The sequence below is a fragment of the Amycolatopsis sp. WAC 01375 genome (assembly GCF_003947325.1).
Taxonomy (GTDB): Bacteria; Actinomycetota; Actinomycetes; order Mycobacteriales; family Pseudonocardiaceae; genus Amycolatopsis.
The window spans coordinates 18959-43790 of sequence record NZ_QHHW01000016.1 but is presented as its reverse complement, the minus strand read 5'-3'; the positions used below and the strand labels follow the sequence as shown (position 1 = coordinate 43790).

The following is a 24832-nucleotide window of genomic DNA, read 5'->3' as shown; positions in this document are numbered from 1 at the left end:
TCGGGAAGGGGTGCGGTAGACCAGCGCCGGTTGTGAGATGCGCCCAATGTGGCATTGGGGTCACTCACCGTCCCCAATGCCACATTGGGCGCAGCCTCGGGAGAGGGAGGGAGAGTCAGCCGCCCAGTAGTGGCGGCAGGATCTTGCCCGCCAGTTCCCGTAGTTCCGCCTCCGAGCGATCCCGCCAGGAGAACCTCAACCCCTGCCCGGAACCGTTGTCCGTCAACAGAACGCTCAACTGCCCACCGCTCTCCGAAGCCGGGCGGCCTGCCACCGGCTCACCTCGAAGCTCCGTCCGGAGGGCGGCGTGCTCGACCCGGATGGGCGAGTCATCCGCCGCGATCGCCGTGCATTTCCCGTCGGCGTACGGCTCCGTGGCCGCGGCGGGAAGGCCGAGCGCGCGCTGGATCTGCGTGCACAGTTTCCACGAGATCTCGGGCAGCGGAGCGTCGAGGATGCCCGCGCCCGGCTCGACGGTTTTCCGTTCGATAACGTCACGTTCGTCCGCGGCGGGCAGCTTTGGGCCGGGGCCGAAAGCGCCGCCGAGTACCGCCTCGGTCAGCCCGAGCAGCAGGCCTTCGCTCTGGTCGTGCTGCGGGGGGACACGCGTCCAGCTGGTCTCGATCCGCAGCACGCGCACATCGGTGTCGGAGAGCTTGGTCTCCACAAACGACGGTGAGCCGCCAAGGACGACCGTCGCCGGGCGTCCGGCGACGGTCACCTTCTTGCCTGTGCCCAGCCCGGGCGAGCCGGCCATGGCGGTCCGGTTCAAGGAGATCCGCACCCAGCTGTCCAGGCCGACGGCGTGGCACGACTCGCCGTGCTCCACCTCGCGCGCGACGTCGCCGTTCATCAGCACTTTCCAGCGGTCCGCCGGGATCGCCTGGCACAGCACCTGGGCCGCGGTCTCCTGCGGCAACGCCGGCAGGAACTCCCCGGACGGCATCGGCACCGGGCGCAGCGGACGGCCGTTCGCCGTCGGCCACTCCTTGGGGAGTTCCTTCGGCCCGAGCCCTTCTTCGTAGGTGTCGACCTTCGTCATGCACCCCGCGCAGAGTCCGGCGATCACGATCGCCAGGAAACCCTTGACACCCCATGTGGTCACGCGCGCACGCTAGCGGATCGGCGCAGGCCAGGGACTCGAAAACGGTCACTTCCACCTGGCCGAGGGAGGCGGCTCCAGCGCCTCCCGCAGATCGCCGCCCACCGCGTCCGCGATGTCTTCGGCGGTCCAGTCGTCGCGTTCGAGGACAGGGTCCTTGATCGCGGTCTGCCGAAGGACGCACAGGATGTCGCCGCGGAACCGGAGGATTTGCCCGGTGACCCCCGCCGAAAGGTCGCTGAGCAGGTACGTCACCAGCGGCGCCACCCGTTCCGGGGAGTGCTGAGGGGTTTGGACGACGGTCGGGTCGTTCCGGGCCATCCGCGTCCAGGCCACCGGCGCGACGGCGTTGACCCGGATGCCGTGTTCGGCCAGGTCGGCCGCCCAGGACGCGGTCATGGAGGCGACGGCGCCTTTCGAGGCCGAGTACGCGGCCGCGCGGCGCTGGCCGATCATGGAGCCGGAGCCCACGTTCACGATCACGCCGCCGCCCTGGTCACGCAGCACTTTCGCGGCGGCGGTCCCGCAGAAGAGCGGGCCGAGCACGTTGACTTCGACCACTTCGCGCATCCGCGCCGGGTCGTCCGCCCACGGGTCGGCCCGGTAGTTGACGCCGGCGTTGTTGACCAGGCCGTCGAGCCTGCCGAATTCGGCGACGCACTGGTCGATCAGCCCGGCGGCCTGCTCGGCATCGGCGACCGAGCCGTCGTTGGCCGCGGCGCGCCCGCCCAGCGCGCGGATCTCCCTCGCGACCTCGTCCGCGAGACCCGCTTCGACGTCGTTCACCACGACCGCCGCGCCCTGGGACGCCGCGTGATGCGCGAACGCCCTGCCCAGGCCCTGTCCGGCGCCGGTGATGACCACGGCCTTGCCGCTCAGAAGACTCATGAGGACAGTCTGCCGTCACTCGGAAGGGTGAGATCGGCGTCTCTCGGCCGTACCCCTTGCCGGGATAGATGAGGTTAGGCTAACCTCATACATGTCCGCTTCGTGGTGGGAGCGGCAGTCAGTTCGGGAACGGACGAAGCCCCGCAACCGGGTCACCCCCGGAGGCGGGGCTTCGTTCATTCCGGAGGGTTCATGGTCGATGACCCCGCCGGTCCGGTCAAGGCCGTCCTGGCACCCGGGCGAGTTCGATCCCGAATTCCTTCCGGTAGGTCTTGAGGATCTCCTGGTCACTCGAAAGCCTGGTCTCCTCGCGGACGCCGTGGGTCGTGACGATCAGCTTGTCGCCCGCCAGCGTGACCCGGCCGTGCTTGCCCGGCAGCGAACAGGTCGGCCCCCGCGTGAAATGCGAGTCCGGTGACGTCGCCTGCCAGAACGAAGTCGGGGCGAACTCGTCCAGCGCCCGCGGCCGCCGCTCGATCCGATACTGGGGCTTGCCGTCCTGGAGGACGTCGATGTCGCCGTGGGGCGCGTCGAGGACCAGGAACTCGCCCTCCGGGTCGGCCTGCGCCTCGGTGGCGGACAGCCGCAACGGGAACCGGCTGAACCGGCCGAAACCGACGTCGGCCAGCCACGGCTCGTCCAGTTCGACGCTGACGACGGCGTGGTCGAACGGCGGCCCGAGGGTGCCGTCCGGCCGGAAGACCTTCGCCGACTTCAGGACGGCATCGAAGCCCAGTTCCCGCAGCAAGGCGGCGAAGAGTCCGTTCAGCTCGTAACAGAAGCCGCCGCGGCGCCGCCGGACGATCTTGTCGAACAGCGCCTCGGTGTCCAGGACGATCGGCTCGCCGAGGTGGATGCTCAGATTCTCGAATGGCACCGTCGCGAGATGGCGCTCCTGCAGCGTCCGCAGCGCGGTGACGTCCGCGGTGGCGGGTCTGTCGACTCCGAGTCGATCGAGGTATGCGGCGACGTCCATGCGTCGACCTTGACACCTCGACCGCACTGGAGGTCAAGACGAAAAACGGGGCCCTCCCGGAAAGGGAGAGCCCCGTGTCGTGGCGAGAAGTCAGCCGAGCAGCAGGCCGTTGCCGCCGGCGACGGCGTTGTCGAACCGCTTGGAGATCTCGGCCCAGTTGAAGATGTTCCACAGGGCCTCGACGTACTTCGGCTTCACGTTCTTGTAGTCCAGGTAGAACGCGTGCTCCCAGACGTCGACCAGCAGGATCGGCGTGGTCGGCAGGACCAGGTTGTTGTGGTGGTCGCGCAGCTGCTGGGTGATCAGCGTCTTGCCGATCGGGTCCCAGGAGAGCGCGGCCCAGCCGTTGCCCTGGATCGTGGTGGCGACCGCGGTGAACTGCGCCTTGAACTTGTCGAAGGAGCCGAACGCCTCGTCGATCGCGGAGGCCAGCTCGCCGGTCGGCTTGTCGCCGCCTTCCGGGGAGAGGATCTTCCACCACACGACGTGGTTGGCGTGCCCGGCGAGGTGGAACGCCAGCGTGGTCTGCAGGCCGACGATGTCACCGAAGTTGCCGGCCTCGCGGGCCTCGGCGATCTTGTCGAGCGTGTCGTTCGCGCCCTTGACGTAGGTCGCGTGGTGCTTGCTGTGGTGCAGCTCGTTGATCTCGCCGGAGATGTGCGGCGCCAGGGCGCTGTAGTCATAGTCGAGATCGGGGAGCACGTAGCGGGCCATCGGCCCTCCTTCTGTCTTCGACACAAGTTTCCAAGGACGAACTTAGTCGTCTTCACCCGTTCGCGGCGACCGGGGGCGCCGCGTTTCTTCCCAGGTGGAACGACCCGTTCGTAGCGGCAGTACCCGTTGTGAGCACCGCCTGAAACCCACCTTGCTAGCTCCAGTTAGCTGGAGGTCAAGGCGATGTGACGGCGGTCATCAAGCCAGGTAGGGCAGCCCGACCAGATGATAGGAGGCGACCACCCCGAGGAAGGCCGTCAAGGCCACGGAAACCACCGTGTAGGTGATCCTGGCGGGGGTGTTCCACCAGCCGCGGAGCCACGCGAGTGCCGTGCAGACGACGGCGGCGCCGGTCAGGAGCAGGACGACGTCGGGCAGGAGCAGGGTGACGCTCAGCAAGGGGGAGTGCCCGGAGGTCAGCGCGACGGCGGCGGCGCTCAGATCACTCATGAGCAGCGCGAAGCCGCCTGCGAACAGCAGGACGGCCAGCGCCGCGGACCAGGCGGCGACGGTCGCGAACCGGGCGCCCGACGGGTTCCGTTCCCGGCCACGCCGGACGAACGCGCGGATCGGCCAGAACACCAGCGCGCCCAGCAGGAGCAGCAGCGCGACCCCGAGGATCAGCAGGTGGGTGGAGGACGATTCGAGCCACGACATGCGTTCGTAGGAGGAGTTCGGGTCGTCACCGGCGAAGAGCAGGACCTGACCGCCGGACTCGCGGAACGCGATCCGCTCGCCTGCCACGTCGGTGAACAGCCCGGGCTCGGTCTGGGTCCATCGCCGGGTCCCCTCGCCGAGGCCGGACGTCGTCAGCGCGCCGTCCCCGTCCGCGGTCACCGTGACGCCGCCCGCGAGCGCGCGGACCTTCGTGAAGCTGTCGTAGTCCAGCCGGGTGTTGTTGTAGCTGCCTTCGAACCGTGAGACGTCACCCGCGAGTGGCACGGGCGCGGGAACGGGAGCGGCGGGCTGTAGCCGGTCGACGAAGGCCTTCAGTACCTCGGCGGTGACCGCGGCGGCGTCGCCGGAGAACGCGCCGCCGTTGAACGCCAGGTACACGCCGGTGTTCTTCTCCGGGATCAGTTCCAGCACGCTGAGGAACCCCGGCGAATCGCCGGTCTTCTCCACCAGGCGCAAGCCGTTCAGATACCGCTCGGAGAAGCCGAACCCCATCGCGGGCAGCCGCGGGTCGTTGCGGAACCGCGCGCCGTGCAACCGGTCGAGCAACGATCGGCTGAACGTGCCGGGGACGAGGTTCGCGGACAGGTAGCGGCCCATGTCGGCCGGAGTGGCGACGTTCCCGTCGCCGGCGGGCGGTTCGGGGCCGAAGTTCGACGGCGGGACGACCTGAGCCGAGCCGTTCCAGCGGTAGCCGGTCGCCAGGGGGACGTCGGGAGTGGGCTGGGCGACGCTGCTGTCCTTCATGCCCGACGGCTCGAAGATGTGCTCCCGCACGTAGTCCGCATAGGACTGTCCCGACGCCAGTTCCACGAGATACCCGGCCAATGCGAAGCCGTAGTTCGAATAAAGGGCGACCTCGCCGGGTGGGCGGACGCGCGTGGGCATCTCGTTCGCGAGGTGTTCCGCGAGCGCCGGCAGTTTCTCGTCCCGTGGCGTGAACATCCGGTACACGCGGTCTTCGAAACCCGCGGTGTGGGTCAGCAGGGAGAACAGGGTGACCGGACGGCCGGGGAAGGTTTCGGGGATCTTGAACGACTTCAGGTACGTGTTGACGTCGGCGTCCAGCGCCAGCTTGCCCTGTTCGACGAGTTGTATCGCGGCGGTGGCGGCGATCGACTTGCCGACGGAGTTGATCAGGAACCCGGTGCGTTCCGGGTCCACCTTGGCCTGAGTGTCCACTGAGGACACACCGTAGCCTGCCGAGAACACCGTCTCGCCGCCTTCGACGACCACCACGGCGGCGCCGGGAATGTGATGCTCGGCAAGGCTTCGCGGGATGATCTCGTCGAAGACGGCCGCCGCGGAGGCCGGCGTGGCCGCTTGGGCGGCGGGGGCCGTCAAGACCGTCGTGATGGTCAGCAGTGCGGCGGTGGCCGCGATTCGGAACATGTGCTGAAAACTAGGGATTTCCCCAGGGGAAAGGGATCCGGTGGGCCGCCGGTCGCGGGGTGGGGCCCGCCCTACCCCGCGCCCCCGCCCGCCAGCGGGGAAAGGAGACCGGGATGAAGCCGTCCGAACGCCATGAACGGACCGTTCATGGCGTTCGGGACCGAGGCCGGTCGTCGCTCACGAGGTCAAGCGGCCCGGTACGCGTCCAACTCGCTCGCCAGCTCGTCGAACACCGCGATGTTGCACTCGAAGGCCACGATCGCCTCCTCGATGAGCCGCGCGCGCTCGTCCTCGCTCCACGGCGCGGAGTTCAGCTGTTCGCGGTAGTTGTCGCGGAACTTGGGCGCGCTGCCGACCTGGTCGAAGTGGTAGAACAGCGAACCCGCGTCGGTGAGCTCGTACTTGCGCTCCAGCAGCCGCCGGATGACCTGGCCGCCGGCGATGTCGCCGAGGTAGCGCGTGTAGTGGTGCGCGACGAACCCGCCGGACCAGTCCGACGCCTCGGCGACACGCCGCGCGTACCGCTCGGTGGAGGGCAGCGGGCGGACGGTCTCGCGCCAGTCCGGGCCGACGAGGTGTCCGAGGTCGCGTTCGAGGTTCGGCAGCCGCCGCAGTTCCTCGAAGACGAACTTGCCGGCCACCGGGTCCGTCGCCAGCTTGTCGGCGGCCTGCTCGATGGCCTGGTAGATGAAGTAGTACTGGATCGCCAGCCGGGTGTATCCCTCGAGCGAGAGTTCACCGCCGAGCAGCGCGTTCATGTACTCGGAGTGGTTGGCCCGCTCGTGGGCGGGCAAGGTGGAGGCGCGCAGGGTCGCGGAGAACGGCCCGGATTCGACGTCGGTGGTCACCGGCATGGACAGAGCCTCCAAGCATCGATCTGACATGCTGTCAGAAAGAGCGTAAGGCACAATCGCGGGTTAGGCTACCCTAATTTTTTGAGTCTTCCGTCATCCCGACCGCTCTGAGCACGAATCGGACCGCTCCCTCGATCGCGTCCTCCAGCCGTTCGGGTGGCACGTCGACGACCTGGCGGCTGCCGAGCGCGGCGGTGATCATCGGGATCAGCACGTCGGGATCCTCCTCCGGGACGCCCTCGGCGAGGATCTCGCGCAGCTGGCCGGTGATGGGGTCGGCGTGCGCGCTGATCCGCCGGTACGCGGCGGGCGCCAGCGCCGACGCGAGCGCCGTCCCCGGCGGCAGGTGGTACTCGGCCAGCACCCGCAGTTGCAGCCGGACGAACGTCGAAAGCTTCTCGACCGGGGTGTCCGCGGTCGCGACGGCCGCCGTCAGCCGTTCGACGTACCGCGTCGCCTCATCCTCGACGAAGGCGACCAGCAGGCTTTCCTTGTCCGGAAAGTGGTTGTACATCGCCGTGCGGCCGAGGCCCGCATCGGCGGCGACACCCGCGAGCGTGATCGCGTCGAACCCGCGCTCGTACAGCTGCCCGCGCAGGACGTCGAACACCCTGCTGCGGACCTCGCGCCGGTGCTCCTCCAGCGACCGGCCGATGATCTTGGGCACGAGCCACCTCCCTGGGAGATGACTCTAAGCCTCAAGCGACCACGTGTGCACCGGCGTCTCCGTGGCAGACAGCTCCAGGTACCGGCCCAGCATCCGGTTCAGCGCGGTTTCCCGCTCGGCGCCGCGCTCCTCCGCGCGCAGGACGTACTCCCGCTGCCACGCCGCGCCCGTCCGCCTGGTGAGGCACCGCTGCTCGATGATGCCCAGATAGCGCTCTCTCGCCTCGTCCGAAACATCCGATCGGCGTAGTCCCTCGTGCGCCAGCGGCAGCAGGACCCGCAGCACCAGCTCGTCCGGCGGGATCCAGCCGATCCCCGGCCAGTACAGCTGCGCGTCGAACCCCCGGCGCGCCCCCGCGTACATGTTCTCCTCGGCCGCCTGGAACGACATCTGTGTCCACACTGGACGGTCGGCTTCGGCGAGGGCCCGTTGCGCGCCATAGAAGAAGGCGGCGTTCGCGACCATGTCGACGACGGTCGGGCCCGCGGGCAGCACGCGGTTCTCCACCCGCAGATGCGGCAGGCCGTCGACGACGTCGTAGACCGGCCGGTTCCAGCGCCAGACGGTGCCGTTGTGCATCCGCAGTTCGGTGAGTTTCGGCGCCTGACCGGAGTCGAGCGCCTCGATCGGATCCTCGCGGTCGGTCTCGGGCAGCAGACCGGGGAAGTACCGGACGTTCTCCTCGAACAGGTCGAAGATCGAGGTGATCCACCGCTCGCCGAACCACACCCTCGGCCGCACGCCCTGGTTCTTCAGCTCCTCCGGCCGGGTGTCCGTGGCCTGCAGGAACAGCGGGATCCGCGTCTCGTGCCAGAGCGCCTTGCCGAGCAGGAACGGCGAATTCGCGCCCACCGCGATCTGGACGCCCGCCAGTGCCTGTGCCGCGTTCCAGTGCGCCGCGAACTCCTCCGGCGCCACCTGAAGATGCAGCTGGACGGAGGTGCAGGCGGCCTCGGGAAGGATCGATTCGGAGTAACTGCGCAGCCGCTCCGGCTGTCTGCCGGGCAGCGGCGCGCCCTCCATCGAGAGCACGGTGCGCTCGCCGCGCGCGGCGAAGATCCGGTCGTTGAGCAGCGAATACCGGGCGTTGTTGGTGAGCCACTTCTGATCGAAATGCTCGTGCCGCAGCGTCGGGAGGATGCCGATCATAGCCAGCGAGGCGCCGGATTCCTCCGCCTTGCGCGAGGCGGCGCCCAGATACGCGTGGAGGTCGTCCTCCAATTGCAGCGCGGACTCGCCGGCCAGCGGCCGCGGCGGCACGTTGAGCTCCAGGTTGTGCTGGCCGAGTTCGGTGGTGAACGACGGGTCGTTCAGCGCCTCGAGCACCGTCGTGTTCGTCATCGACGGGCGCAGCTCCGCGTCGACGAGGTTGAGTTCCACCTCGAGCCCGATATTCTTGCGCGGGAAGGAAAAACTGCCATCGGTGAGCATCCGGGCCAAGGTGTCGAGGCAGCGCTGTACCTTCCGGCGGTAACGTCCGCGATCCTGCGGCTCACAGGGGTCCGCCGAAAGATTCTTACCCATGTTCGTCGAGCTCCTCATTGGCCACGCTCCGCGGGATCCAGGCGGGACTGCCAGGCGGCCCAACGGTTTCACGCATCGCAGCCGCCCGGCTAGCGGCCAAACTGGTGCTCTCTGTCACTAGGGGTTAACTGACAGCAAAATACGTCCATTCGTACTACCTACCCGTCGACGATCGGACGCAAACGGCGCGCAGCGGGCGGATGACACACTCTCCTCGTGGCAGAACTGATCACCATCGACGACCGTGACGACCCGCGGCTCGACGATTTCCGCGACTTGTCCACAGCCGATCGGCGGCCCGATAGGCCGGGTGGGCGTGGCTTCGTGATCGCCGAAGGCACCGTCGTGGTCGAACGGCTGCTCAACTCCCGCTATCCGGTCCGCGCCCTGCTCGGCGTGGAACGGCGGTTCCGGGAATTGGGCGACGACCTGGCCCGCGCCGACGTCCCCGGCTATGTGACGTCGGCCGAGACGATGGCCGAAGTGGTCGGCTTCCACCTGAATCGCGGGATACTGGCCGTCGCGGACCGGCCGGTCCCGTCGCCGACGGTCGAGGACGTCATCGACGGCGCACGCGTGCTCGCCGTCCTCGAAGGCGTCGGCGACCACGAGAATCTCGGTTCGCTGTTCCGCAACGCGGCCGCGCTCGGGGTCGACGGGATCCTGCTCGGCGCCGGTTGCTCGGACCCGCTGTACCGGCGCAGCGTCCGCGTTTCGATGGGGCACGTCCTGCGCGTGCCGTTCACCACCGTCGGATCCTGGCCCGGTGATCTGGAACTGCTGCGGGAACGCGGTTTCCGTATCGCGGCCCTCACCCCTCGTGCGGATTCCGTTTCGCTGCGCCAGTTACGCGACCAGACCCCGGGGAAGGTGGCGCTGATGCTGGGCGCCGAGGGCCGCGGCCTGACCGACGAGGCCATCGCCGCCGCCGACGTCGCGGTGCGGATCCCGATGCCAGAAGGCGTCGATTCGCTGAATGTCGCCACGGCGGGCGCGATCGCGTTCTACGAGACGCGTCCACCGCTATCGTGAGCACCCGAGGCGACGAGGAGAACCCATGGAATTGCGGATCCGTGAGGGACGTGCGGTGCTGGCCGGGCGTGGCGGCGACAGCGCGCACGAGGTGGACCCGCATTCGCTCGCGATCGGTTCGGATCTCGCGCAGGCGTTGCACGAATGGGCCCGCGTCGCGTCCGCCGTCGGCTCCTCCGGCACCGAGGCCGCTTCCGTGGTCTCCCAGCGAGGCCGCCAGCTCGCCCAGCGGGTCGCCGCCACGATGGGCACCTCGGTGCGGTACGTCGACCCCGTCTCCGGCGACGGCGTGATCGTCGACCCGCCTCCCCCCGCGCCCCGCAGCGAACTCGCGCGGCGGCTTTTCGGCACACCGGACCCCGCCGGGGAACCGACGCCGTGGCTGACCGGGCTGACCGTCTCCGCGTTCGTCGCGGCCGTGGTCGTCGTGGCGATGCTGGCGCTGGCGAACACCCTCGCGCGCGAGACCAACGGCTGGCTCGCACTGCTGGCGTCCGTCGTCGTCACCGCCGGGATTACGCCCTCGCTGTGGCTCGCGCGGCGGGTGCCGATCGTGCGGTGGGCGTCCTTCGGCGCGGCCGCGGGAATCGTGATCGCGTGGATCGGCGTACTGATCGTCGTCTTCTAAAGATCGAAAACGGTGTCGATCGGCTCGTCGTGTTCGTCCTCCGCGGGGGCAGCACGCTTCGGCCGGGGCGTAACCGAGTCACACGCGTTTGTAGAACTTGAGACTCAGCCCGCCCATCTGTGTCGGAGACTGCCCGTAAAGCTCATAGCCGTGATATGCGGCGATCTGCACGACCAGGTCGGCGGGAACCTGATAGGAGCGCATCGTCAATTCCACGTGGAGGCTCCCGTCGAATTCCCGGGCCAGCCAGCCGACGCGGGTGGTACGCGGGAACAGACTGGTGGTGAAAGCGGCCGGGATGGCGCCGGCGAAAGCCGCCATGAACAGGAGGCTGACGATGGGGGCTTCGTGGCCCGACGGCATTCCGGCGATCGCCGCCGCCGCGCAGAGGAGGACGAGGACGGAGACGGGGGCGATGTGGTTCAGCCAGGCGTAATGGAACCGGAGCCCCGTGGGTGCGGGCAGCGGAAGCCGCGGCGGTGCCGGATCCCGGCTGAGCAGGAGGACCCGGTCGCTCGGATCGGTGAAGTCGGCCGCGACACGCAGGCCTTCCGTCTTGGCGACTTCCGCGACACGCCGGGCGGAGAGGTTCGCGTGCTTGAGACTGACCCAGACCTGATCCGAGGCGTCGAGGTGGTTCAGCAGCCAGCGTTCCCGATCCTTGTCCGGTCTGTCCGGCCCGTCGAAGACGGGGACCGGCGGGACGTGCTGCGGTGCGAAGTGGAAGCTCAGGCAGCCCTGGAACATCGGCGCGATCTCCAGGTAGCCGCGGCTCAGGGCGATACCGCGGAGATTCCCCGGGTCGATCTGCCACTCCATCGGCGAGACATGGGCGTACGGCGCCCCCGTGAAAACCTGGAAACGCAATCGGACGGCGCGTGCGTACCAATCCTGCATGAATCCCCCCCGGCCCGAGGATACTGAGATCCATGGCCGGTGACCCGCTCGTTTCACTCAGACGGCTGTGTCTCGCGCTTCCGGAGACCTCCGAGCGGCTCAGCCACGGCGAGCCGACCTGGTTCGTGCGCGGCAAGAAGACGTTCGTCATGTACGCCGACCGGCATCACGCCGACAAGGTCGCCTTCTGGTGCCCGGCGCCGCCCGGGGCGCAGGAGGAACTGGTGGGCGCTGAGCCGGAACGGTTCTTCCGGCCGCCGTACGTCGGGCATCGGGGCTGGCTCGGGGTCCGGCTGGACATCGACGTCGACTGGGCCGAAATCGAGCGGATCGTCACCGACGCGTATTGCCTCGTGGCGCCGAAATCCTTGATCGCACAGGTCCCTGGACGCACGTAATGGCCCCTCCACCGGAAGGGGCCATTACGTGCGAATTCAACCTCGTTGTGATCGGACGCCCAGAAGGACGTCTTCCCAGGATGGAACGATGGGGTGGTTCTTCTTCCCCTTCGCCCGTGGAGCGGGCTCGGCCACTTCCTCCGGCTCGTCAGCCGGAAGCGGTGGCTCGACATCTTCTTCGGGTTCCGCGATCGGCGCGTCGATCACCTTCGCGACCGGCTCGTCGGGTACCGAGTCAAGAGTGGGCTGGATGACCGCTTCCCTGCCGGGGTCCAGCGCCCGGACCGTGCGCGGGGCGCGGTAGGCGTTGGGGTTGAGCAGGACTTCGGCGTTCTCGTCGAGGGCCTGCACGGTGCCGCCGTGCGCGCCGGGCGAGAACGACCAGTGCGCGCGGTTGTCCGAACGGCCAGCCTTCCAGCTCAGCACGACGACCCACTTGCCGTCGTCGCCTCGCCACGAGTCCCAGGTCGCCTGGCTGTAGTCGTGCCCGCGCTGCCCGAAGGAGTGCGCCACGACCTCGCCGAGCGTCTGCACGTCGGGGCCGTCCTCGCGGACCGGATGCGCCCGCTGGGCCAGGTCGGCGGTGCGGGATCGCTCGAGCAGGACCGGGTACGCGAACCGCTCGACGCGCTGCACGGTGACGCCGGCGCTGCTCGCGACCTGCTCCACGGACTCACCGGCCCGGATTCGTGCCTGGATCTCGCGTGGCCGCATTTGGCTCTCCAACTCGATCTCGATCTGGCCGAGGCGGGTGATGTCACCCCTCGCCGCCGCTCGCAGCCTCTCATCCGCGGGGAGCAGGAAACGCGTGCGGCTCGCCGGGTCTTCACACACGATGGACTTACCGTCCTCGTGCAGCCCGACCACCCGTAGCGCTCTCATTCTCGCCTCCCCGATTCTTCACCTTTGTGGGTGTCCACGTTAAAACGGCGCGTCGCCTTGACGTGTGAGGCGCGCCGATGTCATGTGTCCTGCTCACTATTTTGTTCATGACGGCAAGGGGAATTCTGCGGGAGCGACGGGCGGCCCGCCGTGTGACGCGCCGGACACGCACAGTCACGATCGGGGGAATCTACGGAAGGCGCACCCGGACGACGAGTCCGCCGCCGCGTCCGCCCGGTTCCGCGCCCGCGGTTCCGCCGTGCGCCTTCGCGATGGACCGGACGATCGACAGGCCGAGCCCGGCGTTGCGAGAGTCGCCGGTCCGGTCGCCCGAGAGCCGCCGGAACGGCTCGAACAGCGCGGGTACGGCGTCCAGCGGCACCTGCGGGCCGGTGTTGCGCACCACCAGCGCCGGGTCGCCGCCGATGTCGACGTGGATCCAGCCGCCCTTGCGGTTGTAGGTGATCGCGTTGTGCACGAGGTTCGTGACCAGGCGCTCCAGCAGCACGGGATCGCCGGACACCGTCCGCGGCCGCAGCCTCGACTCCACGGTGACCCCCGCTTCCTCGGCCATGGCCGCCGCCGACCGGATCACCGTCGCCGCGACCTCGTCCAGCCGGACCGGGCCGCGTGCCGCCAGGCCGCGGTCGCTGCGGGCGAGCACGAGCAGACCCTCGATCATCCGTTCGCTGCGTTCGTTGGTGTAGATCAGGTGCTCGCCGAGTTTCCGGACCTCGGGGCTCACGTCGGGATCGGCCATCGCCACCTCGACCAGCGTGCGCTGCACCGCGAGTGGGGTCCGCAGTTCGTGGGAAGCGTTGGCGACGAAGCGTTTCTGGCTGTCGAACGACACGGCGAGCCGGTCGAGCATGCCGTCGAAGGTGTCGGCGAGTTCCTTGAGTTCGTCGTCGGGGCCGTCGAGATCGATGCGCCGGTCGAGGTTTTCGACCTCGAGTTTCCGTGCGGTCGAAGTGATCGCGTGCAGCGGCCGCAGCACCCGGCTCGCCATCAGCCAGCCGAGCAGCACCGCGAGCGCTCCGGCGATCGCCAGCGCCACCAGCGATTGCCACAGCAGCGTCGAAAGGACGTCCGAGCGGTACTCGGTGATCGAGGTCGCGACCAGCTGGGTGGCCTGGGCTCGCTCCACGGGCATGATGGTCGTCGTGTCCATGGGATACGCGCGCTGCACCGCGATGCCCGCCGCGTCACTCGCGAACGCCGCCGTATCCGGCAGCGTCGAGCTCACCAGCAGGTAGTTGACGATGAGCAGGGCGAGTCCGACGATCAGGAACGCGCCGCCGTAGAGCGCCGTCAGCTTGGTGCGGACGGAGAGCCGGAGCGGTTTCACGACCCGAACCGGTAACCGGCGCCGGGCACGGTGTCGATCAGGGGCGGCTCACCGAGTTTGCGCCGCAACGTCATCATCGCCACCCGGACGGCGTTCGTGAACGGGTCGGCGTGTTCGTCCCACGCCTTCTCCAGCAGTTCCTCCGCGCTGACCACGGTCCCCTCGGCGCGCATGAGCACCTCCAGTACCGCGAATTCCTTGGGGGACAACGGAAGGAACCGGCCGTCGCGGGACGCCTGGTGACGCGGCAGGTCGAGGACGACACCGCCGCGTTGCAGCACCGGCGGCAACGCCGGCCGCGCGCGCCGCGACAGCGCCTGCACCCGCGCGACGAGTTCGGCGAACGCGAACGGTTTCGTCAGGTAGTCGTCGGCGCCGAGACCCAGCCCGGCGACCCGGTCGTCGACGTCGGCCGCGGCGGTCAGCATCAGGACCCGCGCCTCGCCGCCGGTCCTGATCACCGCGGCGCAGACCTCGTCGCCGTGCACGACGGGGAGATCCCGGTCGAGCACGACGACGTCGTAGCCGTGCACCCCCACCCGGTCCAGGGCCTGCGCGCCGTCGTAGCAGACGTCGACGGCCATGGAGAACCGTCGCAGGCCCTCGGCGATCGTGTCCGCCAGGAGCCGCTCGTCTTCCACCACCAGCACTCTCACCTGGCCAGTCTGCCCCGGATGGGGGTAAGCGCGGGATAAGCGCCGGGTCGCGTGGGTCGTGAGTGGTAAGTGTCGTTAGAGCCACGGACTCGGGCATCACCACCTTGGCCCCACAGGCACCAGCAGTCACAACAGTGGCGCGTGAAGGCCTCCTTCCCTCGGCTCAGCCGAGGAACTCGACCTTCACACCTTGCCGAGTACATGAAGGGGTCCTTCATGTACTCGGGAGGGCGAGGTCACTGGTGTCGAGCCGGTCAAGCCCTCGTGAGCGGTAAAGACGGTTGGAACGCGACTTGCCACTCACGACCACCTGTACCGACCTGCGACCACCGGTACCGAACGCTCAACCGGCCGGGTGCAGCTGCCGCGCCGGGACCACCTGCTGGGGGGTGTTCGGACTGGACCACAGCAGCTTCATCGACGCTTCACCGCCTCGTTCGGTCTGTTCGAGCCGGATCGCGTACGACTTCCCGGCGACCAGGTCCAGAGTCGCTTTGTCGACAGCCGGGCCGTGCGGGGTGATGTTGTCGATCAGGAGTTTCCCGTCGACCCACAGCCGCACGGTGTCGTCCGAGACCGTGGTGAACGTGTACTTCCCGGTGTCTCGCGCGGTGACGCGGCCGCTCCATCGCGACGAGAAGGACTCCGCCGGGATCTTCGCGTCGGGTGAGCCGGTGAACTTCCAGTTGTGGTTCACGCCCGGCTCGATCCGGCGCACCGTCGGTGTCCCGGTGAAGTCCGCGTTCGGCCAGTACTCGGCGGTCAGCCCGGCCCCGCGTCCGGCGGGTGCCTGCGGCAGCGGCTCGACACTCAGTTCGATGACGGTCGCGACGTCGTTCGTCCGGCCGCCCGACGGCGTGAGTTTCACGCTTCCGGGCGACTGCTCGACCCGGACGTGTTGACGGCTGCCGAGCACTCGCGCATCGCGAACCCGGAAAGACGCCAACGTGTCGAGCGTCAGCGAACCGCCCGAAACGGGCCAGTCGAACACCGACGCGTAAAGCTTGTCGCCACGGCGGCTGACGACGCCCCAGCCCGGTTCGGCGACGAGCCCCGGCGCGCCCGCTCCGTAGACGGCGGCGGAGTGACCGTTCGTCCGCAGCCACTGACCCATCTGCTTCAGTCTGTCGATGGATTCCTGCGGCACGCGGCCGTTGCGATCGGGTCCGACGTTGAGCAGGAAGTTGCCGCTGCGGCCGGCGATCGAGAGCAGTTTCCTGGTCAGATCCGCCGAGGATTTCCAGTTGTGGTCCCAATCGGTGTATCCCCAGCTGCCGTTGAGGGTCATGCACGACTCCCACAGCTGCCCGTCGACGGGTTTGTCCGGGATCTCCTGTTCGGGGGTTCCCGTGTCGCCGTCGACCACCCGGCGTTTGCCGACGCGGTTGTTGACCACAATGGACGGATCGAGGCTTCGGACGTAGGCCTCCAGCTCCTCACCGTCCTTTTCGGTCCACGGGTTGTTGGGCCGGTCGGTGCTCCATTCGCCGTCGAACCACAGCACCGCCGGGTGGTAGTTGTCGACGAGTTCCTTGAGCTGGGCGTACATCCGCTCCTTGTACTTCGGGAACGTCGCCGGATCGGGGAAGTCCGGATCGTGCCAGTCCCAGATCGAGTAGTAGAAACCGAGTTTGACGTCCCGCGCGGCCGTCGCGCGTTTCAGTTCGGCGAGGATGTCGCGCTTCTTGTCGAAGGCCGAGTGGTCGCGGAGGTTGAACTTGTTGACCTTCGTCGGCCACATCGCGTAGCCCTCGTGGTGCTTCGACGTGATCACCACGTACTTCTGCCCGGCGTCCTTCGCCGACTGCGCGATGGCGTTCGCGTCGAACCCCGCCGGGTTGAACTTCGCGGCGATCTGCTCGTATTCGGCGCGCGGGATCTGGCAGTTCCGCTGGATCCACTCGGCGTCCTGGCAAACGCTTCCATCGGGGCGTTGGTACTTCCCTTGAAGCTGGGAGTACGCGCCGAAGTGGATGAACTGGCCGAAGCGGTCGTCGCGCCACCAGCGCGTCCGGTCGGCGGTGAACGGGTCGTCGTAGGCGTGGTCGGTCCCTGGTCCGGACGGCAGCGTCGCGGCTTCCGCCGCGGGCAGGACGCCCAGGGCGGTGGTCGCGACGACAAGGGCCGCCAGGGCCCGGAGTGGGTTGCGGCGATTCATGCACTCCTCCTCGATGAGGTGTGGACGTCGGGACTCTAAGAAGCCAGAGATCCGATGTGAACCCCCAAAAGGCTCGTGAGTAGCCTGGTTCACCCGTAAAGACGGCAGATAGGTCGGATCTTTGTTCCGCTGATTGGGACGGTAAGCGCGGCATAAGCGACTTCGCTTACCGCGCCGGAATCGCCCTCTCCGTAGAAATCGGTGCGCAAGACGACCGAAGGAGCAGCGATGCGGAAACGACCGATGGCGGCACTGATCGCCGGAGCGGTCCTCGCGCTGGTGGCCGGCTGCGGCGGTGGCGGGGACGGAGGCGACAAGGTCGCCTCGATCTCGTCGCCGCCGGCTCCCGGCGCCGCCGGTGACGGGAAGCAGGCCGACAACGTGTCCGACGAGGACAAGATGCGCAACTTCGCGAAGTGCATGCGCGAGCACGGGATCGACATGCCGGATCCCCAGACCAATGGTGACGGGAAGGGCATGATCTCCATCGAGGCGGGCGAAGGCAGGCCCGACGAGAACAAGATGAAGGCCGCGAGCGACGCTTGCCGGAAGCTGTTGCCGAACGGTGGCGAGATCAAGCCGCCCACGCCGGAAGAGCTCGACAAGATGCGCAGGGAAGCCAAGTGCATGCGCGAGCACGGCATCGACTTCCCGGACCCCGACCCCAGCGGCAAGGGCGCCGCCATGACGATGGACACGGGTGACCCCAAGAAGTTCGAAGAAGCGGCGAAGGCCTGCGGTCTCGGCATGACCATGAGGGCGGCCCCGGCGAAATGAGCGAACACGAAGGACCCGGCGGCGCACGGCGTTCCCGCCGGGCGCGCTGGTTCATCATCGCGGCGGTGCTCGCCGTCGTGGTCGGGACGATGTCGGTGGTCGTGCTGACCAGGGTCACGTCGGAGGCCCAGCAGGTCGGGCAGGCGCCGCCACCGGTGGAGACCGCGAAGGTCGAGAAGACCGACATGCAGGAGGAGGAAGAGGCGAACGGAACTCTCGGCTACGGCGCGGAAAACGCCCTCGCCGGCCGGAAACAGGGCACCATCACCGCCCTGCCGGACACGGGTGCGGTGTACACCCGGGGGAAGACCGTGTACGGCGTCGACGCCAAACCGGTGCCGTTGTTCTACGGCACGTTGCCGTTCTTCCGTGACCTCGCGGACGGGGCCGCGGACGGCCCGGACGTCAAGCAGCTGGAAGAGAACCTGAAGGCGCTCGGTTTCGGCGGTTTCGGTACACCGGACAAGAAGTTCACCTCGGCCACCACCGCCGCGATCAAGAAATGGCAGAAGTCGCTGGGCGTCGAGCAGACCGGCACCTTCGGCCAGGGCGACGCCGTCCTCGCGCCCGGCGAGATCCGGGTTTCGCAGGTCGCCGCGCAGCTCGGCGGCCCGGGAGGCGGCGAACTCCTGAAGTACACCGGCACCGAGCGTCTCGTCGAGGTCAAGCTCGACGCCGCCAAGCAGGCCATCGCGAAGGAAGGGGACAAGGTCGGGGTCGACATCACCGGCGGCAAGAGCACGACCGGGGTGATCGCCGAGGTCGGCAAGGTCGCGGAAACCGGCAAGGACGGCGCCGGGCAGGACGACGGCAAGCCGAAGATCAAGGTGAAGATCAAGCTGGACGATCCGGCCGCGGCGGGATCGCTCGATTCGACGCCCGTCTCGGTGCGGTTCACCAAGGAAGTCCACAGTGGAGTCCTGGCGGTTCCCGTCGGAGCACTGCTCGCGCTCGCCGAAGGTGGGTACGCCGTCGAGGTCGACGAAGGCGGCAACCGGCGCCTCATCGCGGTGAAGACCGGTCTGTTCTCCGGCGGCCGCGTCGAAATCACCGGCACCGGCCTCGCCGCCGGGATGCGGGTGGTGACGACCTCATGACCCCGGTGCTGGACGTGCGCGGCGCCTCCCGCACCTATCCCGGCGGGGTGCGGGCACTGCACGAGGTGTCACTGTCCATTGAGGACAGGGAGATGGTCGCCATCGTCGGCCCGTCCGGCTCCGGCAAGTCGACGCTGCTGCAGCTGATGGGCACGCTCGACCGGCCGACCAGCGGCGTCATCGAACTGCGCGGGAACGACGTGGCGAAACTGCCCGACCGCAAGCTTTCCGCGTTGCGGTCGCGGTGGATCGGGTTCGTGTTCCAGCAGTTCTTCCTCAGCGAGGGGGTGAGCGCGGTCGACAACGTCGCGACGGGGCTGCTGTACGCGGGGGTGCCGCGGCGGAAACGGCACGAACGGGCGCTGGCCGCGCTCGACCGGGTCGGCCTCGCGCATCGGGCCGGCCATTTCCCGAACGAGCTCTCCGGCGGGGAACGGCAGCGGGTGGCGATCGCGCGGGCGGTCGTCAACTCGCCGTCGATCCTGCTGGCCGACGAGCCGACCGGGAACCTCGACACGGGCAACGGCGCGGCGATCCTCAACCTGCTCGCCACGTTGAGCTCGCAGGGGACGACGGTCGTGATCATCACGCACGACCGGGAGATCGCGGCGGGCATCCCGCGGCGGATCGAGCTGCGCGACGGCCGGATCCGGCTCGACACCGGGACGGGGGTGCTGGTGTGAGCGCACCCGTCCTCGACAAGACGCCGACACCGAATCCGGCCAGGCTCGGCCCGCGCGACGTGCTGACCCTCGGCGCGCACGGGATGCGGACGCGGCCGATGCGCGCGGTGCTGTCCGCGCTCGGCATCGGGATCGGGATCGCCGCGATGGTGGCGGTGCTCGCGATTCCGGCGTCGGGTGCGAAGGCGTTGCAAGACCAGCTGGCCGCGCTCGGCACGAACCTGCTTTCGGCCGGGCCGGGCAAGACGATGTTCGGTGGTGAAGCGACGTTGCCGGACAGCGCGGTGCCGATGGCCAAGCGGATCGCCCCGGTGACCGCGGCGTCCGCGACCGGCACCACCGACGGGACCGTGCGGCGCACGGACAAGATCGCCAAGGACGAGACGTCCGGCCTCTCGGTCTACGCGGCGACGCCGGATCTCCTCGACGTCATCGGCGGCGCCGTCCGCACCGGGCGGTTCCTCCGTGACGCGACCCGCGACTACCCGGTCACCGTGCTGGGTTCGGTCGCGGCCGCGCGGCTCGGGATCGATCACATCGATCCGGCCAAGCCGCCGCAGGTGTTCATCGGCGGTCAGTGGTTCACCGTGGGCGGCATTCTCGGGCCGACCCCGCTGGCGCCCGAGATCGAGCGGTCGGCGCTGGTCGGCTGGGACGTCGCCAAGCGGCTCCTCGGCTTCGAGGGGCATCCGACCACCGTGTACGTCCGGGCGAAGGACTCGCAGGTCGAGAACGTGCGTTCGGTGCTCGCGCAGACGATGAACCCGCAGGCGCCGAACGAGGTCGAGGTGCGTCGTCCGTCGGAGGCGCTGGAGGCGCAGAAGCTGACGGAGAACACCTACAGCGCGTTGTTCCTCGGGCTCGGTGGGGTGGCGTTGCTGGTCGGCGGCGTCGGGGTGGCCAACACGATGGTGATCTCGGTGCTGGAGCGGCGCCGCGAGATCGGCCTCCGCCGCGCGCTCGGCGCGACGAAACGGCAGGTGAGAGGCCAGTTCTTGGCCGAGTCGGTGCTGCTGTCCGGGCTCGGCGGGATCGCCGGGGTCCTGGTCGGCGTGCTGGTGACGGCCGGGTACGCGCTGAGCCAAGGCTGGCCGGCTGTGCTCCCCGTCGGCGCCCTGCTCGGCGGGGTCGGGGTCTCGGCACTGGTCGGTGCCGTCGCCGGTGCCTATCCGGCGATGCGCGCCGCCCGGCTCCCGCCGACCCAAGCGCTCGCCTGACCACGCAATTCGGCACCTGGTTGCGACGGTGCGCATCGCGTACTACCGCAACCAGGTGCCGAATTGCGAGGTAGCGGTGGGTAATCTCGCCGGGTGCTGGTGGGATTGTCGGGGCGGAAACTCGCGGGGGCGTTGATCGCGCTCGAAGCCGTCGTGGTCGGCGTGCTGTTCGCGTTCAAGGTGTTCGACGGCCAGGACCTCGAGGTCTACATCGGCGGCGCGCGGCTCCTCGTCGACTCGGGCGACCTGTACGGCACGTGGGTGCAGACGCACGGGGGCTGGCTGCCCTTCACCTACACACCGTTCGCGGCCGCGGTGTTCCTGCCCGGCACGTTGCTGTCCGCCGCGCTGGCCACGAGGCTGGTCGGGCTCGCGTCGATCATCGCGGGCGGGATCGTCGTCTACCTCTTCGTCGCGACGCTCAACGGCTCGCTCACCGACCGTGCGAACGTCCGTGGCCGCGCCATCGCCGTACTGGCGGCGATCGGGGCGCAGGCCGTCGGCGGGATCATGGAACCGGTCCGCTCGACGCTCGGCTTCGGCCAGATCAACACCCTCCTGATGCTGATGGTCGTCCTCGACGCCCTGCTCCCTGGCCGCGCGCGGACCAAGGGCCTGCTGATCGGCGTCGCCGCGGCGATCAAGCTGACCCCGGCCTTCTTCATCCTGTTCTTCTTGTTCCGCAAGGACTTCCGCTCGTCCGCACGGGTCGTGGCCGGGTTCGTCGGCGCGGGCGCGCTGATGTTCCTGGTCGCGCCGGACGCGTCCGCGAAGTTCTGGACGAACATCCTCTTCGACACCGGCCGCATCGGCGATCGCGGCTATGTCGGGAACCAATCGCTGCGCGGGATGCTCGCGCGGTTCGGACTCGGCTCGGCGGAGGACGCCGTGTGGGTGCTGGCCGCGGTGGTGGTGGTCGCGCTGACCGCGTTCGTGATCGTGCGCGTCGCGGAGCCGGTGTTCGCGCTGACGGCGTGCGCGATCGGCGGGCTGTTGGTCTCGCCGGTGTCCTGGACCCACCACTGGATCTGGTGCGTGCCGATCCTCGTGCTGCTGGTCTGGACCCGGTCGATCGTTTCCTACCTGCTCGCGGCCGTGACGGTGGCGCTGTTCGTGATCGCGCCGATGTGGCTCGCGCCGCGGCCCGCCGGGAGTTTCGGCTGGTGGCTGGCGACGGAATCCTTCGTGCTGTACGGCCTCTTGCTGCTGCTCTATTTCGCCCTCGTAGCGCGTGAAGGCCCCCTTCCCTCGGCTCAGCCGAGGGAAGGGGGCCTTCACGCGCGAAAAGAGAGCTAGCTCAGCCCAGGCGCTCGACGACGTACTCGATGCTCTGGGTCAGCTTCGTGATGTCGTCCGGGTCGATGGCCGGGAACAGGCCGACGCGCAGCTGGTTGCGGCCCAGCTTCCTGTACGGCTCGGTGTCGACGATCCCGTTGGCGCGCAACACCTTCGCGACCGCCGAGGCGTCCACCTCGTCGGCGAAGTCGATGGTGCCGACGACCTGCGAGCGCAGCGACGGGTCGCTGACGAACGGCGTCGTGTAGCTGGTCTTCTCGGCCCATTCGTACAGCCGGGTCGACGAGTCGCGCGTGCGCGCGGTCGTCCACTCGAGACCGCCGTTCGAGTTCATCCACTCGATCTGGTCGGCCAGCAGGAACAGCGTCGACACCGCGGGGGTGTTGTACGTCTGGTCCTTGCGGGAGTTGTCAAGCGCGGTGGTCAGCGACAGGAACTCGGGGATCCAACGGTCGCTCGCGCCGATCTCGCCGATGCGCTCGACCGCGGCGGGCGAGGCCAGCGCGATCCAGAGGCCACCATCGGAGGCGAAGGACTTCTGGGGCGCGAAGTAGTAGACGTCGAAGTCCTCGGCCTTGACCGGCAGGCCGCCCGCACCGGAGGTGGCGTCGATGGCGACGAGGGCACCTTCACTGCCTTCGGGGCGGCGGACCGGCACCGCGACACCGGTCGAGGTCTCGTTGTGCGCCCAGCCGACCAGGTCGGCACCGGGCTCGTAGGCGATCTCGGGCGCGCTGCCCGGGTCGGCCTTGACGACGATCGGGTCGGCGAGGAACGGGGCGCCCTTGGTCACCGTGGCGAACTTCGAGGAGAACTCGCCGTAGGTGAAGTGCTGCGCACGTTCCCGCACGAGCCCGAACGCGGCGGCGTCCCAGAATGCGGTCGTCCCGCCGTTGCCGAGGACCACTTCGTAGCCTTCGGGCAGGGAGAACAATTCGGACAGACCCGCACGCACGCGGCCGACGAGGGACTTCACCGGCTTCTGGCGGTGCGAGGTGCCGAGGTAGGTGGCACCGGATTTCGCCAGGTTGGCGAGCTGCTCGTCACGGACCTTGGACGGTCCGCAGCCGAAGCGGCCATCGGCAGGCTTCAGGTCCGCGGGGAGGGTCAACTCAGGTGCGTCGGTCATGAGGCCAGTCTCTCAGGTCGGGACGGCCCTGCTGACAGTCGGTGCCGCGTGTCCGGGATGTGGGATCGGCGGACCGGCTCCCCTTGGCGCCGGCCGCCGGGTAGCTTCTCGCCTCATGGCGACAGTGCACGAACGATTCCCGGTGTCCCCCGAGGCGTTGTGGCAGGCCCTTCCCCACGGAGTCGACGCGGTCAAGGGGCAGGCCCCGTATTACGACGCGGCGGCGGGCTACGTCACCTTCTCGACCAAGCTCGGCTGGCTCAGCTACGGCCAGACGGTCACGGTGAAGGTCGAGCGGACGACGGAGGGTTCGGGCCTGGCGATCCAGACGAGCCTCAAGTTCGGCTTCGTCGACTGGGGTGAGGGCAAGCGCATCGCCCGCAACTTCATCGCTGCCGTCGGCGTCGCGGTCGGGCACACCCCGGCCGCTTGACGTGGTCGTGAGTGGCGATTCGTGTTCTAACCCGAATCGCCACTCACGACCCGCTGGACCGGTCAGCGCCAGCCGTCGGGGTCGACGCCGCCGGGGATGGGCGCGGCCGGGTCGAACGGCGTCCGCGAGAAGATGAACGTCGCGAGGTCGAGATGGTTCGGCTTCCCCGCCGAGTCCCGCCCGACCCGCAGCGTTTCGCCCGCGTAGTAGGCGTCGAGGCCGACCCAGGTGTCTTCGCCGACGGGCGCGAACCGCGACGCGCGGCCGGCACCATCGGTCGGTGCGAGGGAGAACAGGCCGCCAGGGAGCAGGCGCAGGTGGTACGGCGTCGGGCCCCAGTGCCACAGCCCGGTCAGCTCCAGCAGCTTCGGGTCCACAGTGGACGGTTGCCATTCCGTGGGCATGGACGGCTCGTGCTGTTCGGTCAGGTTCATCAGGTCGAGGCACAGCTGCGTGATGCCGACGCCCGCCGTCGAGTTCGTCAGCACCAGCGCGCCGATACCCGCGTTCGCGTCGACCAGCGAGCAGGCGAGGAAGCCCGGCATCGACCCGGTGTGCCCGGCCAGCCGCCTGCCCTCGGTGCGGACCAGCATGACACCGAGGCCGAATCCGGTGGTCCAAGCGTCGCCGTCGTCCACGGTGACCATTTCGCGCATCTCCGCGACGGTCTGCTCGCTCAGCACGCCACCGGTGTGGCCGCCGAGGAACGCCGTCCAGCGGGCGAGGTCGGTGATCGTCGACCACAGCTGCCCGGCGGGCGCCATCGCGCCGGCATCCGGCGACGGTTCCGGCATGAGGAGGTCGGCGAAAGGGTGCACGGCGAACCCGTTCGCGTGTGCGCCTTCGGGATGCGGCGAGGTCCGGGTCATGCCGAGCGGGCCGAGGATCTCGGCGCGGATGACGTCGAGCCAGGACTGCCCGCGGTGCCGGGCGACCAGCTCGCCGAGCACGCCGTAACCGACGTTGCTGTAGTGGAACTTGCTGCCCGGCCGCAGCCGCGTCGCGCCGTCCTTGAGGCTCTCGACGAGCGCGTCCCAGTCGGCGCCGACCGTGCGCTCCCACCAGGAACCGGGCGATTCCGCGGTCAGGCCCGAGGTGTGGGAGAGCAGTTGCGCGATGGTGGCCGAGCCGAACGCGGTGCCGGGAAGGTGCTGTTCGAGCGGGTCGTTGAGGTCCAGCTTGCCTTCGTCGCGCAGCCGCATGACGGCCGTCGCGACGAGTGTCTTGGTGATCGAGCCGAGGCGGTACTGCGTGTTGTCGCCGGGTGTCTCGCCGTCGACGCGTCCGCGTCCTCCGGACCAGGCGATTTCGCCGTCGCGGACGACGGCGGCGACGATGGACGGGGCGCGGCACGAGGATTGCTCGTGCGCGAGGCGGCGTAGCAGCGCCAATTCGGTCGAGGCAAGCAT

24 protein-coding genes are annotated in these 24832 nt (G+C 68.9%); 9 read left to right on the top strand and 15 right to left on the bottom strand.

Features of this window, described 5'->3' with window-relative positions:
• Positions 1-115: 115 nt before the first annotated feature.
• The 8 genes from DL991_RS06600 to DL991_RS06565 all read right to left on the bottom strand — a co-directional run bounded on the left by DL991_RS06600 (position 116) and on the right by DL991_RS06565 (position 8792).
• Positions 116-1105: a hypothetical protein gene (locus DL991_RS06600; RefSeq protein ID WP_125782037.1), complete on the bottom strand. Its 990-nt coding sequence runs from the start codon at positions 1103-1105 to the stop codon at positions 116-118.
• A 45-nt stretch (positions 1106-1150) separates the two neighbouring features.
• Positions 1151-1990 (bottom strand): SDR family NAD(P)-dependent oxidoreductase, encoded by an 840-nt coding sequence (locus DL991_RS06595; RefSeq protein ID WP_125782035.1) that lies wholly within the window; start codon positions 1988-1990, stop codon positions 1151-1153.
• A 217-nt stretch (positions 1991-2207) separates the two neighbouring features.
• Positions 2208-2966 (bottom strand): arylamine N-acetyltransferase, encoded by a 759-nt coding sequence (locus DL991_RS06590; RefSeq protein WP_125782033.1) that lies wholly within the window; start codon positions 2964-2966, stop codon positions 2208-2210.
• A gap of 90 nt (positions 2967-3056) precedes the next feature.
• A complete protein-coding gene (locus tag DL991_RS06585) occupies positions 3057-3680 on the bottom strand; it encodes a superoxide dismutase (protein ID WP_037317970.1) in 624 nt (207 codons plus the stop codon).
• A 198-nt stretch (positions 3681-3878) separates the two neighbouring features.
• Positions 3879-5747: a serine hydrolase gene (locus tag DL991_RS06580; protein WP_125782031.1), complete on the bottom strand. Its 1869-nt coding sequence runs from the start codon at positions 5745-5747 to the stop codon at positions 3879-3881.
• Positions 5748-5932: 185 nt separating this feature from the next.
• Positions 5933-6601, bottom strand: coding sequence for a heme oxygenase (biliverdin-producing) (locus DL991_RS06575; protein WP_125782029.1), 669 nt, complete (start codon positions 6599-6601; stop codon positions 5933-5935).
• A gap of 73 nt (positions 6602-6674) precedes the next feature.
• Positions 6675-7268: a TetR/AcrR family transcriptional regulator gene (locus DL991_RS06570; RefSeq protein ID WP_125782027.1), complete on the bottom strand. Its 594-nt coding sequence runs from the start codon at positions 7266-7268 to the stop codon at positions 6675-6677.
• A gap of 24 nt (positions 7269-7292) precedes the next feature.
• Positions 7293-8792, bottom strand: coding sequence for a glutamate-cysteine ligase family protein (locus DL991_RS06565; RefSeq protein ID WP_125782025.1), 1500 nt, complete (start codon positions 8790-8792; stop codon positions 7293-7295).
• A gap of 216 nt (positions 8793-9008) precedes the next feature.
• Here DL991_RS06565 and DL991_RS06560 point away from each other — a divergent pair, with 216 nt between their 5' ends.
• Together DL991_RS06560 and DL991_RS06555 are read left to right on the top strand one after the other, a co-directional pair.
• Positions 9009-9824 carry an RNA methyltransferase gene (locus tag DL991_RS06560; protein WP_125782023.1) on the top strand — a complete coding sequence of 272 codons (816 nt, stop codon included), beginning with the start codon at positions 9009-9011 and terminating at the stop codon, positions 9822-9824.
• A gap of 25 nt (positions 9825-9849) precedes the next feature.
• Positions 9850-10452, top strand: coding sequence for a DUF2537 domain-containing protein (locus tag DL991_RS06555; RefSeq protein ID WP_125782021.1), 603 nt, complete (start codon positions 9850-9852; stop codon positions 10450-10452).
• Positions 10453-10530: 78 nt separating this feature from the next.
• Here DL991_RS06555 and DL991_RS06550 read toward each other — a convergent pair whose 3' ends face one another.
• Positions 10531-11349, bottom strand: coding sequence for a hypothetical protein (locus DL991_RS06550; protein ID WP_125782019.1), 819 nt, complete (start codon positions 11347-11349; stop codon positions 10531-10533).
• 32 nt (positions 11350-11381) lie between these two features.
• Here DL991_RS06550 and DL991_RS06545 point away from each other — a divergent pair, with 32 nt between their 5' ends.
• Positions 11382-11747, top strand: coding sequence for an MmcQ/YjbR family DNA-binding protein (locus DL991_RS06545; RefSeq protein WP_125782017.1), 366 nt, complete (start codon positions 11382-11384; stop codon positions 11745-11747).
• A 36-nt stretch (positions 11748-11783) separates the two neighbouring features.
• Here DL991_RS06545 and sepH read toward each other — a convergent pair whose 3' ends face one another.
• The 4 genes from sepH to DL991_RS06525 form a co-directional block, all read right to left on the bottom strand.
• Positions 11784-12629, bottom strand: coding sequence for a septation protein SepH (sepH, locus tag DL991_RS06540; protein ID WP_125782015.1), 846 nt, complete (start codon positions 12627-12629; stop codon positions 11784-11786).
• Between the two features lie 190 nt (positions 12630-12819).
• On the bottom strand, positions 12820-13977 hold the full coding sequence (locus DL991_RS06535; protein WP_125782013.1) for an ATP-binding protein: 1158 nt from the start codon (positions 13975-13977) through the stop codon (positions 12820-12822).
• On the bottom strand, positions 13974-14633 hold the full coding sequence (locus DL991_RS06530; RefSeq protein WP_125782011.1) for a response regulator transcription factor: 660 nt from the start codon (positions 14631-14633) through the stop codon (positions 13974-13976). The genes DL991_RS06535 and DL991_RS06530 overlap by 4 nt, the downstream gene beginning before the upstream one ends.
• 343 nt (positions 14634-14976) lie before the next feature.
• Complete coding sequence (locus DL991_RS06525; protein WP_125782009.1) at positions 14977-16791, bottom strand: alpha-L-fucosidase; 1815 nt, start codon at positions 16789-16791, stop codon at positions 14977-14979.
• A gap of 228 nt (positions 16792-17019) precedes the next feature.
• Here DL991_RS06525 and DL991_RS06520 point away from each other — a divergent pair, with 228 nt between their 5' ends.
• The 5 genes from DL991_RS06520 to DL991_RS06500 all read left to right on the top strand — a co-directional run bounded on the left by DL991_RS06520 (position 17020) and on the right by DL991_RS06500 (position 21861).
• A complete protein-coding gene (locus DL991_RS06520) occupies positions 17020-17568 on the top strand; it encodes a hypothetical protein (RefSeq protein ID WP_125782007.1) in 549 nt (182 codons plus the stop codon).
• Complete coding sequence (locus tag DL991_RS06515; RefSeq protein WP_125782005.1) at positions 17565-18665, top strand: peptidoglycan-binding protein; 1101 nt, start codon at positions 17565-17567, stop codon at positions 18663-18665. The genes DL991_RS06520 and DL991_RS06515 overlap by 4 nt, the downstream gene beginning before the upstream one ends.
• The gene (locus tag DL991_RS06510) at positions 18662-19348 is read left to right on the top strand and encodes an ABC transporter ATP-binding protein (protein WP_125782003.1); all 687 of its coding nucleotides are present in this window, start codon (positions 18662-18664) and stop codon (positions 19346-19348) included. Before DL991_RS06515 ends, DL991_RS06510 begins: the two co-directional genes overlap by 4 nt.
• A complete protein-coding gene (locus tag DL991_RS06505) occupies positions 19345-20565 on the top strand; it encodes an ABC transporter permease (RefSeq protein ID WP_125782001.1) in 1221 nt (406 codons plus the stop codon). The genes DL991_RS06510 and DL991_RS06505 overlap by 4 nt, the downstream gene beginning before the upstream one ends.
• Before the next feature lie 93 nt (positions 20566-20658).
• Positions 20659-21861 carry a glycosyltransferase 87 family protein gene (locus DL991_RS06500; protein ID WP_125781999.1) on the top strand — a complete coding sequence of 401 codons (1203 nt, stop codon included), beginning with the start codon at positions 20659-20661 and terminating at the stop codon, positions 21859-21861.
• Position 21862: 1 nt separating this feature from the next.
• Here DL991_RS06500 and serC read toward each other — a convergent pair whose 3' ends face one another.
• Positions 21863-22990 (bottom strand): phosphoserine transaminase, encoded by a 1128-nt coding sequence (serC, locus tag DL991_RS06495; protein WP_125781997.1) that lies wholly within the window; start codon positions 22988-22990, stop codon positions 21863-21865.
• Between the two features lie 115 nt (positions 22991-23105).
• Here serC and DL991_RS06490 point away from each other — a divergent pair, with 115 nt between their 5' ends.
• Positions 23106-23423 (top strand): hypothetical protein, encoded by a 318-nt coding sequence (locus DL991_RS06490; protein ID WP_125781995.1) that lies wholly within the window; start codon positions 23106-23108, stop codon positions 23421-23423.
• A gap of 62 nt (positions 23424-23485) precedes the next feature.
• Here the strand turns inward: DL991_RS06490 and DL991_RS06485 are convergent, their stop codons facing one another.
• Positions 23486-24832 (bottom strand): serine hydrolase, encoded by a 1347-nt coding sequence (locus DL991_RS06485; protein ID WP_125781993.1) that lies wholly within the window; start codon positions 24830-24832, stop codon positions 23486-23488.

Excerpts from the sequence above, each read along its gene's own strand:
- DL991_RS06595 (WP_125782035.1), bottom strand. The coding sequence starts at position 1,990 with ATGAGTCTTCTGAGCGGCAAGGCCGTGGTCATCACCGGCGCCGGACAG.
- DL991_RS06590 (WP_125782033.1), bottom strand. The coding sequence starts at position 2,966 with ATGGACGTCGCCGCATACCTCGATCGACTCGGAGTCGACAGACCCGCC.
- DL991_RS06585 (WP_037317970.1), bottom strand. The coding sequence starts at position 3,680 with ATGGCCCGCTACGTGCTCCCCGATCTCGACTATGACTACAGCGCCCTG.
- DL991_RS06580 (WP_125782031.1), bottom strand. The coding sequence starts at position 5,747 with ATGTTCCGAATCGCGGCCACCGCCGCACTGCTGACCATCACGACGGTC.
- DL991_RS06575 (WP_125782029.1), bottom strand. The coding sequence starts at position 6,601 with ATGCCGGTGACCACCGACGTCGAATCCGGGCCGTTCTCCGCGACCCTG.
- DL991_RS06565 (WP_125782025.1), bottom strand. The coding sequence starts at position 8,792 with ATGGGTAAGAATCTTTCGGCGGACCCCTGTGAGCCGCAGGATCGCGGA.
- DL991_RS06555 (WP_125782021.1), top strand. The coding sequence starts at position 9,850 with ATGGAATTGCGGATCCGTGAGGGACGTGCGGTGCTGGCCGGGCGTGGC.
- DL991_RS06550 (WP_125782019.1), bottom strand. The coding sequence starts at position 11,349 with ATGCAGGATTGGTACGCACGCGCCGTCCGATTGCGTTTCCAGGTTTTC.
- DL991_RS06545 (WP_125782017.1), top strand. The coding sequence starts at position 11,382 with ATGGCCGGTGACCCGCTCGTTTCACTCAGACGGCTGTGTCTCGCGCTT.
- sepH (WP_125782015.1), bottom strand. The coding sequence starts at position 12,629 with ATGAGAGCGCTACGGGTGGTCGGGCTGCACGAGGACGGTAAGTCCATC.
- DL991_RS06525 (WP_125782009.1), bottom strand. The coding sequence starts at position 16,791 with ATGAATCGCCGCAACCCACTCCGGGCCCTGGCGGCCCTTGTCGTCGCG.
- DL991_RS06520 (WP_125782007.1), top strand. The coding sequence starts at position 17,020 with ATGCGGAAACGACCGATGGCGGCACTGATCGCCGGAGCGGTCCTCGCG.
- DL991_RS06515 (WP_125782005.1), top strand. The coding sequence starts at position 17,565 with ATGAGCGAACACGAAGGACCCGGCGGCGCACGGCGTTCCCGCCGGGCG.
- DL991_RS06510 (WP_125782003.1), top strand. The coding sequence starts at position 18,662 with ATGACCCCGGTGCTGGACGTGCGCGGCGCCTCCCGCACCTATCCCGGC.
- serC (WP_125781997.1), bottom strand. The coding sequence starts at position 22,990 with ATGACCGACGCACCTGAGTTGACCCTCCCCGCGGACCTGAAGCCTGCC.
- DL991_RS06490 (WP_125781995.1), top strand. The coding sequence starts at position 23,106 with ATGGCGACAGTGCACGAACGATTCCCGGTGTCCCCCGAGGCGTTGTGG.
- DL991_RS06485 (WP_125781993.1), bottom strand. The coding sequence starts at position 24,832 with ATGCTTGCCTCGACCGAATTGGCGCTGCTACGCCGCCTCGCGCACGAG.